Origin of the sequence: Marinifilum flexuosum (assembly GCF_003610555.1) — a bacterium.
GTDB classification, from domain to species: Bacteria; Bacteroidota; Bacteroidia; order Bacteroidales; family Marinifilaceae; genus Marinifilum; species Marinifilum flexuosum.
In genome coordinates this window covers 121,858-135,944 of the sequence record NZ_RAPQ01000010.1, presented here as the reverse complement: position 1 = coordinate 135,944, position 14,087 = coordinate 121,858, and the positions used below count along the sequence as shown (strand labels likewise).

At 36.7% G+C, this 14,087-nt stretch carries 6 protein-coding genes; 3 read left to right on the top strand and 3 right to left on the bottom strand.

The window, feature by feature from the left end:
- The first annotated feature begins 26 nt into the window (after positions 1-26).
- Complete coding sequence (locus BXY64_RS13830) at positions 27-1,613, top strand: beta-N-acetylhexosaminidase (RefSeq protein ID WP_120240600.1); 1,587 nt, start codon at positions 27-29, stop codon at positions 1,611-1,613.
- A 262-nt stretch (positions 1,614-1,875) separates the two neighbouring features.
- On the opposite strand, the gene BXY64_RS13825 is transcribed toward BXY64_RS13830, so the two are convergent.
- Genes BXY64_RS13825 through BXY64_RS13815 form a run of 3 tightly spaced genes read right to left on the bottom strand, consistent with a single transcriptional unit; the run spans position 1,876 to position 8,664 of the window.
- Positions 1,876-3,222 (bottom strand): Gfo/Idh/MocA family protein, encoded by a 1,347-nt coding sequence (locus BXY64_RS13825; protein ID WP_120240599.1) that lies wholly within the window; start codon positions 3,220-3,222, stop codon positions 1,876-1,878.
- Positions 3,215-4,609 carry a NapC/NirT family cytochrome c gene (locus BXY64_RS13820; protein WP_120240598.1) on the bottom strand — a complete coding sequence of 465 codons (1,395 nt, stop codon included), beginning with the start codon at positions 4,607-4,609 and terminating at the stop codon, positions 3,215-3,217. Before BXY64_RS13820 ends, BXY64_RS13825 begins: the two co-directional genes overlap by 8 nt.
- 2 nt (positions 4,610-4,611) lie before the next feature.
- Positions 4,612-8,664: a hybrid sensor histidine kinase/response regulator transcription factor gene (locus BXY64_RS13815; RefSeq protein ID WP_170150669.1), complete on the bottom strand. Its 4,053-nt coding sequence runs from the start codon at positions 8,662-8,664 to the stop codon at positions 4,612-4,614.
- A 532-nt stretch (positions 8,665-9,196) separates the two neighbouring features.
- On the opposite strand from BXY64_RS13815, the gene BXY64_RS13810 reads away from it, so the two are divergent.
- The gene (locus BXY64_RS13810) at positions 9,197-12,151 is read left to right on the top strand and encodes a SusC/RagA family TonB-linked outer membrane protein (protein WP_170150668.1); all 2,955 of its coding nucleotides are present in this window, start codon (positions 9,197-9,199) and stop codon (positions 12,149-12,151) included.
- A gap of 46 nt (positions 12,152-12,197) precedes the next feature.
- Positions 12,198-14,000: a RagB/SusD family nutrient uptake outer membrane protein gene (locus BXY64_RS13805; RefSeq protein ID WP_120240595.1), complete on the top strand. Its 1,803-nt coding sequence runs from the start codon at positions 12,198-12,200 to the stop codon at positions 13,998-14,000.
- Positions 14,001-14,087: the final 87 nt, after the last annotated feature.

Sequence of the window (14,087 nt, the reverse complement as noted above, 5' to 3'; positions counted from 1 at the left end):
ACAAAAAACAATCAAAATACACAACGATGACTAAACTAAAACCTTTACTATTTGTACTTTTTATTGCTTTAGTATTCACATCTTGTAAAGAGCCGGTTCCAATGGATTTAGCGAAAGAAAATCTGATTCCGAAACCTGTAAAATTGGAAGCAACAGGAAGCTCTTTTGAGTGGAACAAGCATACTCAAATTCATATCCAAACAGGAAATGAGGAAGCTAAGAAAATTGCAAATCATTTGGTGGAACTGATTGCACCTGCAACAGGATTTCAACCCAAAATTAAAGAATTAAAAACGCCACTGGGCAGCCGAGGCATATCCTTAATTCTTGATGACAAATTTGAAAAGTTAGGCAAAGAAGGATACAATTTGACAATTGATCCTCGTAAAATTTCTTTACAAGCCTATAAAGCAGAAGGATTGTATAGAGGAATTCAGACCATACGTCAATTGTTGCCTGCTAAAATTGAATCTAAAAAGAAACAAGAAGGCCCTTGGTTAATTGCAAGCGGAAACATCGAAGATTATCCACAATATGGATATCGTGGTGCCATGTTGGATGTGGTTCGTCATTTTTTTGATGTTGATGAAGTGAAGCAATACATCGATTACCTGGCAGCTTATAAAATGAATGTTTTACACCTGCATTTGACAGATGATCAGGGCTGGAGATTGGAAATTAAATCATGGCCTAAGCTTACCGAAATTGGTGGAAAAACAGAAGTAGGTGGAGGCGAAGGTGGTTTCTATACGCAAGAGCAATACAAAGAGATTGTGCAGTATGCAGCTGATCGATTTATTACCATTGTACCTGAAATTGACATGCCTGGACATACCAATGCTGCTTTGGCTTCGTATGCAGAACTAAATGCTGACGGAAAGGCTCGCAAAGCATATACCGGAACACGTGTTGGTTTTAGTACTTTGGCAACCAATAAAGAAATTACTTACAAATTTATTGATGATGTAATTCGTGAATTGGCTGCTTTAACTCCTGGTGAGTACATCCATATTGGAGGTGATGAATCACATGCAACCAAGAAGAAAGATTACATCAAGTTTATCGAGAGAGTGCAAAAGATTGTACTTGCTCACAATAAAAAAGTAATGGGTTGGGCAGATATTGCCGCTGCTGAGCTTGATAAAAGTGCTGTTGCACAGTTCTGGCAAACCAAGCCTAAAAACGCTTTAAAAGCCGTTGAACAGGACGTTAAAATACTAATGTCGCCGGCAACTCGTGCGTATATGGATATGCAGTATGACTCAATCTCGCCACTAGGATTGCATTGGGCAGGCTATCTTGAGGTGGATAAAGCTTACAATTGGACCTTAGAAGGAAATGTGGAAGGAATCGATAAAGAGGATATTATCGGTATAGAAGCTCCTCTTTGGGCCGAAACCATCGAAACAATGGATGACATTGAATATCTAACTTTCCCTCGTTTATTGGGCTATGCTGAATTGGGTTGGTCACCTGATCAAAACAATTCCTGGGATGAATACAAAGTTCGATTGGGAAAACAAAAAACAAGATTCGAGTTTCAGGAGATCAATTACTATCAATCGAAATTGGTGCCTTGGGCCGAAGAGAAACAAGCGGAGATGAAAGAATAGTTTGTTTTAAATTATGATTTTTAAACCCAAAGTGAGGATGTTCAATCTGACCTTTGGGTTTTTTGTTATTCATGATTTACAACTTGAACATTTTTCTGTCTTCAGCAATGTCAGGCCTCTGATATCGGTAGTAACATGGTCAGGATAACGACCGTATCATACCCTTGATATCGGTAGTGACATGGTAAAGGTATCGAGCGTATCATACCCCTGATATACATCGTAACTTACAAAAGTTAAAAAATATTTACCTGCGATATTTCTAATTCGCAGGAGCCTTTCCCGGTTTAGGAACTTCTTTTGGGATATCTACTGAGCCAATGGTGTAGGTTTTTGGGCCCAAATACAAATCGGAATTCATCATCTCATCCCAGCTAACCTCTTTGCCTGTATATGCTGAAATTCTTCCCATGATTCCTGTTAGGGTAGATTCTGCAATTTGAAATGCTTCGTTAATTGCCTGGTTGGTTCGAATAGAAGTTACCAAATCGATATGCTCCTGATCGAAAGGATTGGTTTGCAATCGGCTGATGTTTTTGCCTGTTCCTTTCTTTGGATAATCGAATGTCCATTTTATGCTTCCATCCAAATCAAAAATGCTATTCTCGCAATTGGTATATCCCTTGGTGCCCTGAATTCTATCGGAAACCGAATTGGAACAATCGTTAATTTGACGACACATGCTGTGATAATGAATGTCTTTATCATACACGAAATCCACACTAAACATGTCGTACTGATCGCCTGTTATTCGTTGATGACGGGCACCAAAGCCAAGGGCTTTTTCAGGATGTTTGCCAACAAACCAATTTACGGTATCCAGGTTGTGAACATGCTGTTCCACGATATGATCGCCCGAAAGCCAGCACCAGTTTACCCAATTGCGAATCATATTTTCGAGTTCTGACCAATCGGCACGAGGATTTCGATGCCAAAGTTTTCCAACATTGTAGTAACTATTTGCCGATACAATTTCTCCAATTGCACCATTATTTACCTGCTTAAAGGTTTCTATATAATCTTGCTGATGACGCTTTATGGTTCCGGTTATTACCGATAATCCAAGCATTTTTGCTTTCTCTGCCGAAACCATTACCGATCGTACGCCAACCGGATCAACTGCGATAGGCTTTTCCATGAAAACATGTTTTTGTGCCTTAACACATGCCTCGAAATGTTGTGGTCTGAAGTGAGGCGGAGTTGCCAAAATCACGATATCCAAATCGCATTCCATCAGTTTTTCGAAAGAATCGATACCAATAAAGCATTTGTCAGGCGATACTTCAACACCCTTCTTTTCTTTTATTTGCTTTCTGCAAGCATCAACACGATCCTGAAAAACATCTGCCAAGGCTGCAATTTCCAGGTTTGGACCTGCATTTAAGAAATTAATGGCAGCACCGGTTCCACGATATCCACACCCAACCACTCCGGCTTTTAAAAGCGGACCGTCGGGGGCTGTAGGTAGCATAGGTGGAAAATCATACTCCCTTGGCTTGCCTCCCTTACAAGAAGTGAAAAGACTATTAAAACCAACAGCACCAATTATACCTGCAGCTGCTGCATTGCGGATAAATTTTCTGCGACTTTGTTCGTATGATTCATTCATGACTCTTGCTTTGTTTATTAGGAAATTCACAAACTACTCTGAATCCAACATCGGTACAATCTGAATACCACCAAATGCTTTTCGGAATTTGTGGATCTGTAATCATCCAGGCCTCATGCTGTGTGTGATCGATTTTATTGTATGGTAGATCTTCTGCTTTGCTATTGAATGATCCACCCATGATAACATGTTCTGTTTTGCCATTGATATTGATCTCATCAGAACAAAATTCTTTCACGTTGCCAAGCATGTTGACTAGTCCAAAAGGGTTAGGTTTTACCTGATTTGGCAAAGATGTTTTCTCATTGCTGTTCCCGGACCAAATTACATATTCATTGATTTTTTCATCGGGAGATCGGAATAGGTTCACAGGAAGCTTGCGTTCCTTATAGTCTTTTATCTTGCCTCCAAAGAAAAAATCTTCATTGCTATTTGCTTTACAGGCATGAATCCACTCTTCTTTTGTAGGCAAGCGATAAGTTTTGCCTGTTTTTTGCGAAAGCCATTTGCAATAGGTGTTAGCAGCATGCCATGTCATGGTAATGGCGGGCCTTTGTCCCATTCCCCAGCCTTGCGATGGATCGCCAAAAGGAGGAGTTGCACCGCTAATGGCATCAACATCTGCATTACTTTCAGTAAGCCTTCCTTCCGATTCTGTTTCCTCAAGGAATGTTTTGTACTCATTCCACGATACCTCAATTTTCCCCATAAAGAAAGTCGCAATCGTGTCTGGTTTGGGAATGGCAATCATTTCAAATGATACATCTGTACCAGGGATTTGTTCTGTAAAATTTTCAAACTTGGTAATGATTGTTGCCACTTTAAATGCCTCTGCTATTTTATCTTTTTGCAAGAATGCTTTGTTGGCTTTGTGCATTTTTTCGCCACCATGTCCAACGTCTAAATGGCAGTTGATGCAATCCAGTTTGTCTTTGTTGTTCTTGTAATATAAATGCGCCTTATCACCTTTTTTTGAAAGATGAAGAGGAAACAAGTTGTCATGACAGTTGATACAGGATTCATTGTAAGTGAATTTCTTGGCATGTTTTAATTTCGATTTTTCTTCCCAATCGATTTTTGAGTGATCGGTAAAGTAAAAAGAATACAAATCTTTAGATGCAGCTTTGATCTTCTGAGGCCAATAATTCATATGATCTTTTGGAGGAAGATGACAGTCAACACAGTGTACAACTACACCGCTTTTGTTATTGTAATGACTTGCTTGTTTCCAACTGTTATCGGCATGAGTATGAACATGACAGGAAACACAATACTCATCGGTTGATGTGTACTGATCTATTCCTTTTAGACTTGCCGTAAATGCAAATGCAAAAAGAAATGCTGCCAGAATAAATAAAGGGAATTTGTGTTTTTTTAATATGGTCATTGCTAATTTTCAATGATATTGTCAGTTGTTGAATGGTTTTGTTGCTTGTATTGCTTTGGAGTTACACCATACTCCTTTTTAAAGCACTTCGAAAAATATTTGGGATCATTAAAGCCAATCTGAAATGCAATTTCGGAAATGGTGAAGTTGTGTTTTACAAGCAAAGGAATAGCCTTCTTTAAACGGAAAGTTCGCATGAAGTCAACCAAAGTTTTATCGGTAAGTGCCTGAAATTTCCTGTAAATATTGGAGTAACTCATATTTAACGGTTCGGCCAAATCTTCAAGACGAAAATCTGGATTATCGAAGTTTCGTTCCATTTCCACGATTACGGATTCAATAAACTTCTCATCAGGTGATTGAACTTCAATCTCCTTACTTTCAGTTAATATTTCGGCTCTGTATTGCTCAATTAATCTTTGTTGAGCTTCCAAAATGTTATTCACTTTAAGCAATAGCTCTTTTACATTAAAAGGCTTGTTAAGGTATTCTATTGCACCAAATTGTAATCCTTCCAATTTCGATGCGGTTGCATTTTTAGTTGTAAGCAAAATAATTGGGATATGTCGAGTACCTCTTTTTTCTTTTAAATGCTTGCAAAGCGTAACACCATCCATAATTGGCATCATTACATCACTAAGAATAATGTCAATTTTAAGAGTAGTAGCTTTGTCTAATGCCTCCTGTCCATTTTGAGCAGTGATTACATTATAATAAGCTTTAAAACTATCCTCTAAAAATAGTAACATTTCAAAATTGTCTTCAACAATAAGCAATGTCTTTTTATTCTCATCTGTAATGGTTTCGGTATGCTCTGTATTTGAAGTCAGAATACTGGTTGTATTTTCAATTTTAGTTTCTACAATATCTTGTATAATGATTTCATCACTGCTGAAATGTTCTTTTCCCATTGGCAAAGCTATGGTAAAAGTGGTTCCTTTGTTAATTTCAGATTCAACCTTTATCTTACCTTTGTGCAGAAGAATTAGTTCTTTGGTAAGTGCCAAACCTATTCCTGTTCCTCCTACTCTTTTTCCATCTTTTGATTGATAGAACAGATTAAAAATATTCTCTAAATCATGCTTTGGAATTCCAATTCCAGTATCGGTAACTTTTATGAATATCTTATTGGTATCCGTTTCTTCTTTAATTGCTAATGTGATTTTTCCATCGCGTGGTGTGAACTTAAAAGCATTGGTCAGAAGATTATAAATAATGTGTTCCAGTTTTTGATGATCATACCATAGCATGATATTCTTTGATTCACATTCCAGGCTTAAATCAATTTGCTTAAAACGGGCCTGTTCCATAAAGGATAGTGCAACTTTATTCAAATGATTTACCACATTGTTTTCACTGGCACGAATCTTAAGTTTTCCCATTTCCTTGTTTCGAATGGTCATTAGTTCCATTGCAATTCTGGAAAGTCGTGTTGCATTGTTTTTAATCACCTGTAAACGTTGCGATAGTAATAGATTTCCTTCTGCTCGCTCAATCATATTATCAATAGGCGAAAGTATGAGAGTTAAAGGGGTTTGTATTTCGTGCGACATCTTTGCAAAGAAATTCATTTTCATTGCATAAAGTTCCTTGTTCTTTTCATTTTGAATCTCTTCCAACAATAGCTTTTGTTTTAGGCCTACCCACATAATGTAGTATCGGATAATGAAAAAACTAATTACGAAAAGAAGAAAAGCATAAATTGTATAGGCCCACCACCTTTTCCAGAGAGGAGGAAGAATTTTAATATCGATTGATTTAGCAGCAATGTTCCAGTCGTTGGGTTTTGTTCCAGCTTTTACTTCAAAGGTATAGTCTCCATAAGGAATATTAGTGTAAGTGGCTACTCTGTTTTCCCTTGTGGTGATCCAATTGTCGTTAAATCCCTTAAGACGATAAGCATAAGAATAGTTAGGGCCAAGGTGATCATTAATCACAGAAAACTGAAACGAGAATGAAGTTTGATTGTGATTAAGTTTCAATGTTTTGGTTTGCTCGATTCCGTTGGCAACTTGTTCAGGAATAATTTCATCAGCATGTTGGTTCACAATCTCTATATGATTGATAGACAGATTTAGGTCTTTTTTTTGCGTTTGCATGCTGTTGGGGTTAAAGTGGTTGACCCCCTCTATTCCCCCAAAGTAAATGATTCCGTCAGAATCTTGAAAAGCACTCCCTGTAAGGAATTTACCTTTAATAATGCCATTTTTCCAGGTGTAAAAGTATTCTTGGCTCGAATGTAAATCAAGGTGAGAAATTCCGTTGTTCTTGGAAAGCCAAATGTTATCCTTATCGCTTGAAATAATTGCAACGCAGCCATGTATTTGGTCAGAAGAGAAACCTTTTATTGGTACCACTTCTTTTTTGTGAATATCGAACTGCACTATTTTGGAGTACCCATTAATCAGGTATAAGAATCCATTTTGATCGGCTACGCCATGCAGTACACTACTTTCTGTAATATTGTTTGATGTTGATAATTTATAAGTAATGAATCTGGAATCTTGCAGACTGGATGACTCATCCATTAAACAAATACCACCATTAAACATTCCTATCCAGAATTGTCCGGTTTCATCTTCAATAAAGAATTCGGCAATACTTCCTTGTAAATCCTGATTGTTGTGCTGGAAATAAGCGATTTGTTTTTGTTTGTTATTAAAAACAAAGATTCCGATGTTACTACCTATCCAAACTCTATCTTTTTTATCGATGTAAATGGAGCGAACATCAGTTCCAACTTGACCATATTGGTTAGCAGTTTTTATTCGGATAAATCGATTGGTGTTTTTATCGAAAAAAGCCAGACCATTTAAATAGGTTCCTACCCATAAATTTCCATTTTTATCTTCCGCAATGGCTTGGATGTAGTTTCCTGGAATTCCTTTAGAAGAATTTGTGTTTGCAATGTATTGGTAAGTAGGGTTTCCCTGTGTATTAATTTTGCTTAAGCCTTCTCCATCCGTTCCTAGCCATAAGTTGCCATCTTTAGTTTTTAGTACTGATAAAATTCGGGTTGGCGATCCATCTACACTACCACAATGATAACCAACTGTATTCGATTCTGTTGGAATGATATTTATATTGCCGTAATTTGTAAACACCCAAATGTCTTTGTTATTGGTTTCACCAACTCCAATTACCGTTTTGCTTTGTAAGGAGAAAGGATTGGTTTTTTGTTGCGTATAGCGTTTAACCTGTTTGCTTTTTGGGTCAATTTTATAAAGTCCTCCACCATCAGTTCCCATCCAAATAAAACCATTACTATCCTTAAAAATACGAATAATCATATTGGAAGGAATAAAATTAAGTTTCAGGTCTTTTTCTTTGTAGTCTTCATATTTTTTGGTCTTGGTGTCGTAATGAAAGAAACCATATAATTCCGTACCAATCCAAAGGTTATTGTAGTTATCGGTACTAAGTACAATTGTATTAAATGGATTGCTAAAAGGTCCCTTTATTTCTTGCAAATTTTGGGTTTTAATGTTGCCTTTAAATATTCGTCCCTTGCCTGTTCCAAACCAAACATTATTTCTGTTATCCTGAGAAATAGAAGTAATATTCTCGTTCGATTGAATGTTGAATCTGATTACTTTTTTGCTTTTGGTTGATTGACCAATCACCATTCCATTGTTTGATCCCATCCAAATAATTGTATCTCCCACATTTGTTGATTCCAACTGATAATCTTCGTTGGGATTATTCACTGTTGAAGCATACTCCTGAAATTTACCTGATGGCAATAATTTTGAAACATCTCCTTTTCGAGATACGGCCCAAATGTTCTGGTTTTTCTGCTTTAACAATTTAAACAGAGAGCTTGAGTGAGCTTTTTTACTAAATATTTTAGATCGAGGAATTAATTTGAAATCATAGCCATCATATTTTAACAGGCCATCATATGATTCAATATAAAGATACCCTTTCGAATCTTCAACTACATTGGTGGCATTGGTTTGTTGTCCATTGTACTTTGCTTGAAGATGAATAAAGTTGGTAGTTTCGTTGGCGAATGATGTAATTGATGTTAGTAGTAACACCAATACTAAAATCATAGAATTGTATTTATTGATTAGGCACATAGTCAATCTTTCTCGTTCTTCAGGAATTATCAAAAATACGCATCATAGTATAGCCTGTCAAGCTATATTACACACTTTTTTTACAGACTTTATAAAAGCATTACAATGTACATCAAAAATAAAATTCTTGATGTTTTATGTGCTTAAATAATAGGTAAATGCTGAAAAATCACTCTCTATTGCTTAAAATATCCACTAAAGCATAGTCAGGGAGAAATATTAACCTTTTGTTTCTCGATTAAGGATTTCTCAAATGCTTCTGTATGGCCTTTAAATACTATTCATTCCTATCTATTAATGCTTAAAATCAAGGATGAAAAAAATTGGCAAATGGCCAGCTTTTTAAAATCTCCACCTTATCGCGGAATATTTACCCAAGAATCAAGTTAGTATTTTTCAAATTTGGGTTGATTCAATGTTGGAAGCATAATTAATAGCTAAAGACATTAAGCGAATGAATAACCCGATTACTAACTAATCTAGGAAAAAAATGCTAATGAAAAACATGAAGAAAACGTGCAAAAATCTTAGTCGCGTATTAAGTACTGCACTGGTTCTTGTTCTGTTGACAGCAACAGCAGTCGCACAAAGCGGCAAGAGAACTATTACAGGTGTTGTAACCGATGCTTCATCAGGGGAAACCATTATTGGTGCAAACCTGTGGATTAAGGGAACAACTGTTGGGACTACCACCGATTTTAATGGAAATTACAGTATCGACTCTGAAAATGAATCAAACATTTTAGTTGTTTCTTTTATCGGATACCAAACTCAGGAAATTCTAGTTGGAAGCCAAACTGTTATTGATTTTAAATTAGAATCAGATACTGAGAGTTTGGAAGAAGTAGTGGTGGTAGGATATGGAGTCCAGAAGAAATCAAACTTAACCGGATCGGTTACCAATGTAGATTCTAAGGATTTAAAAGGAATAACTACACCTAATGTTGCCAATTTGTTACAAGGGAAAGCAGCAGGGGTAATGGTTACTCAGAGTTCAGGGCAACCTGGTGCTGCACCTAAAATTCGTATCCGTGGTAAATCTACTTTAAGTGGTAGTGTTGACCCTCTTTGGGTAGTTGATGGTATTATACAAGCTGAAGCTCCTCACTTAAATCCTGAAGACATTGAGTCTACTTCGATTTTAAAGGATGCATCGGCAACAGCATTATATGGATCTCGTGCTGCAAATGGTGTAATATTGGTTACTACCAAAAGTGCCAAGGGTGGAGAAGATGTAATTAATGTATCTATAAAAACAGGTATTACAGATCTTTCACTTGGTAATTTTAGTATGATGAACGCAGCTGAAATGACTGAATATATTCAATCGTTTGGTAATGGATATGCTGACCTTGAGTGGTTTACTGAAGAAAATCAAGCAATAGATACAGATTGGTTTGATGAAGGTACGCAGCTTGGTTTTGTTCAGGATTATGGTGTTTCTTTCTCGGGAGGAACCGATAAAATAAGAACTTACATTTCTGGTAATTTGTATGATGAAGAAGGAGCTGTAAAAGGATATGATTATACTCGTTATGCTGGACGCATGAATATAGATTATAAGGTGAATGATTATTTGACCTTACATCCAAAAATGGCTTTCACTTATCGTGATGTTACTGATAAGCAACAGGGAGTTAGTGAAATGTTCCTGAATATGCCATACGATAAGCCAAGAGATGCTGAAGGAAATATCATCGATCCAACAGATCCAAGCTCAGGATGGATTGGTCGTGATAAAAGCAACTCAATCTACAATTTACAATGGAATTACACAGAATCAACTAATTTAAGATTGTCTCCATCTTTTGGTTTTGATGTGAAGTTGATGGAAGGATTAACTTTTGTTTCTTCCAATAGTTTCGATTATCAACATCATTCAGAAACAGGTTATACTGACCCACAATCTACATCAGGCAGAAACGATAATGGTGCAATTTCAAACTATCATTGGAAAAGTTTGAATCGTTTTACCAATCAATTGTTGCGTTATACAAAAACAGTTGACGAGCATTACTTTACGGTAATGGGAGCATACGAGTTCAATGATTATGAGTACTCAACTACTAAGGCAGAACAAATTGGAATCGTATCGGGATCTGAAATTTTAAATGCAGGTTCGGAAATGAAAAGAATTGAAGGGAAAAAAGACAACTATGCATTCAAATCATATCTATTCAATGCAAATTACTCCTATGCATCACGTTATATGGCTCAATTCTCATTCCGTCGCGATGGCTCATCCAAATTTGGTGAAGATACCAAATATGGAAACTTCTATTCGGTAAGTGGAGGATGGAATATTCATAATGAGGATTTCTTTGATATTAATGAAATCGATGTACTGAAGTTTCGTGCTAGTTATGGTGTATTGGGTAATACGCCAGATAATTATCATCCTAGTAAGGAGCTTTACTCTATCGCAAATCAATATAATGGTGCACCAACAGTTTCGGCAGAACAGTTGGGGAATGATGACCTCACTTGGGAAAAAACATATAGTACCAACTTTGCATTGGATGTTCGATTGTTCGACAGATTTGATATCAGTATGGAGTACTACATTAAGGATACCAAGGACTTATTGTATTATGTAGCTCTTCCTGCAACATCCGGTTTTAAAGGTTATTGGGAAAATATTGGTGCTGTAAAGAACAAAGGTTTCGAGTTGGTATTTGGAGCTGATATTTTTAAAGCACAAGACAATGGTTTCTCTTGGAGAGTTGATGCAAATGTAGGACTCAACCGCAATGAGATTACTGAACTTTACGAAGGTGAAGATATTATCAAAGATAATAAATTGCGTAGAGTTGGTGAAGATATCGACACATGGTATATGCGCAAATGGTCTGGTGTAAATTCTGAGAATGGTAAGCCAGAATGGGAAGTTGTTGGCGAAGATGGCGGAGTTACTATGACTAGCGATTGGAACAAAGCAACACTTCAAATGGTTGGTACATCAACCCCTGATTTCTTTGGTGGATTAACTTCTGTAATGAGCTATAAGAATTTCACATTGAGTATGAATCTTGATTTTGTTTCAGGTGTTGATATTTATCATGCAACAAGAGAGTTGTATGATAACGATGGTGCTTACTCAACTTTTAATGCCATGTCCTTACACAGTGGTTGGAGCAGATGGCAGAAGCCTGGTGATATTGCAACTCATCCTCAGGCCCTTAATGGAGGTAACAGCTTATCGAACAAAACATCATCTCGTTATATTGAAGATGCAAGTTATATTAAACTTAGAAATATAACTCTTAATTACTCATTAGCGAATATCGAAAAATTAAAGTTCCTGAAGAACTTAAGCCTTTTCGTTTCTGCAGAAAACTTAATTACTCTAACAGATTATTCAGGAATTGATCCTGAAGTAAGCGATGATGGAAAAGCTGAAACATATGGAGATTATGCTATTCCAAAACGATACATGTTTGGATTAAACTTCTCATTCTAAACTGAGAAAGTAAAAAGTTTATAATAGTAATTTAAAGAAGATACAAATGATTAAAAATATATATAAATGGTGTCTTGCATCGGTTCTACTTGTAGGTATTACTTCTTGTGAACTGGATCGTGAGCCTTATGAGACAATTGAGAAAGATGATGTTTATTCATCGAGTAACTCTTTGGAAGCATTAACTCTTGGGAACTACGCTATTCTAAAAGGAAAAGGAATTGCTGATGGATGGTCGTGGGTAAACAATTTTTACCGATTTGGAGAATACGCTGGTGATAATGTAGCTTTGAGTGGTTCCACTACCGATCCATTATACTATATCTACAATTATAAGCGTCAGACCACAGGATATAGAAAACAGGCTGTTTGGACTGCTTCTTACAAAGCAATTGTGGGTTGTAATACGGTTATTGCTCGTGCGGTTGAAGGAGAAAGTGCTGAGATCGATCATATGATTGGTCAGAACTACTATTTGCGTGCCATGTTGCATTTTCATTTGACCAATGTTTTTGGTCGTCCATACGTTCAAAGCCCAGAATCAAACTTAGGTGTTCCTTTGAAGTTAACCAATGATGTTAACGACCAACCTACAAGATCTACAGTGAAGGAATGTTACCAACAAGTAGTTACCGACCTAAAGAAAGCTGAGTCGTTATTGAGTTTAGAGCAGACTGCAAGTTATGTAACCAAGGAAGCTGCACAAGCTTTATTGTCCAGAGTGTATTTGTATATGGAGGATAACGATAATGCAATTGCTTATGCTGATAAAGTAATCAACTCAGGACGTTTCAACTTGTTGTCTAAGGATGATTTTAAGAAGTATCCAAAATATACTCCAGATGAGAACTCTGAAACCATTTTTGCTTTAAGATATGTTGATGGAGCTGATAATCCAGGACAGTGGGATAATTGGTATACTTTCTCGGGAATGTATGCTCAGGTTGATGCCCAGGGGAATCCTTCTTTGCAAGGTTCTGGTTGGGGTGAGCTTTATGCTTCTGTAACTTATCGTGATATTGTTGAGGAGTGGGCAGATGATGCCAGAGCTGCATTTGTAACTGCTATGGAAATCGATAAAAATGCTGATGATTTCTGGGGAGTATGGTATGGTTTAAATTCATATGGTTCCAATGATAGCGAAGAAATGAAAAAAATAAATGGATTGTTATTCCATCAGGATTCAGTAAGTGCTGATTTCTCAACTCTGTATCAGGTGTTATCTCATGACAATGGAAGCGTGAAGAAAGAGGTGCCAATTACAGCAGTTGTGGATGATAAGCGAGGAGTAACGAACTATACAGTAACTCCTTATCAAATCAACAAAACTACAGGTTCAACTGCATTGTTAGGCGATCCGGTAAAATTAAGAATTACCAAGAAGTTGGCTACTCGTCAAACTTATCCAAAGTACTTTATTACAAAATGTTCTGGTCAGGAGAATAGTGGTCATTTGTGGTCGCCTATTGTTTCTCGATTGGCAGAAATGTACTTGAACAAAGCTGAGGCATTAGCTAAGAAAGGTGATGTTGGAGGTGCACTTCTAAATGTAAATGTAATTCGTAAGCGTGCAATTGGAGCAGAAGCTGAGTATACAACTGCTGATGTAACAGCTGAAGTAAGTGTACTTGATTTGGTATTAAAAGAGCGCAGATTAGAGTTTGCTTATGAAGGACATAGAAAGTTTGATGTGTATAGAAATAACAGAGTATTGAATAGAACTTATCCTGGAACTCATCTTCGAGGAAATGATCCATTTTTCGAAGTTGATCCATTTTCAAATGTAATTATTGAATATTTGCCAGAAAGTGAAATTCTTGCTCAACCAGATTTACAACAAAATCCATAAACGTCATAGTTGGTGATTAGCAAAAGCAGGAGACGGCGGTTTTAAAAATATAATTAAACAGTCATTTATATACATTTGGTAGAAATG

Excerpts from the sequence above, each read along its gene's own strand:
- BXY64_RS13830 (WP_120240600.1), top strand. The coding sequence starts at position 27 with ATGACTAAACTAAAACCTTTACTATTTGTACTTTTTATTGCTTTAGTA.
- BXY64_RS13825 (WP_120240599.1), bottom strand. The coding sequence starts at position 3,222 with ATGAATGAATCATACGAACAAAGTCGCAGAAAATTTATCCGCAATGCA.
- BXY64_RS13820 (WP_120240598.1), bottom strand. The coding sequence starts at position 4,609 with ATGACCATATTAAAAAAACACAAATTCCCTTTATTTATTCTGGCAGCA.
- BXY64_RS13815 (WP_170150669.1), bottom strand. The coding sequence starts at position 8,664 with ATGATTTTAGTATTGGTGTTACTACTAACATCAATTACATCATTCGCC.
- BXY64_RS13810 (WP_170150668.1), top strand. The coding sequence starts at position 9,197 with ATGAAGAAAACGTGCAAAAATCTTAGTCGCGTATTAAGTACTGCACTG.
- BXY64_RS13805 (WP_120240595.1), top strand. The coding sequence starts at position 12,198 with ATGATTAAAAATATATATAAATGGTGTCTTGCATCGGTTCTACTTGTA.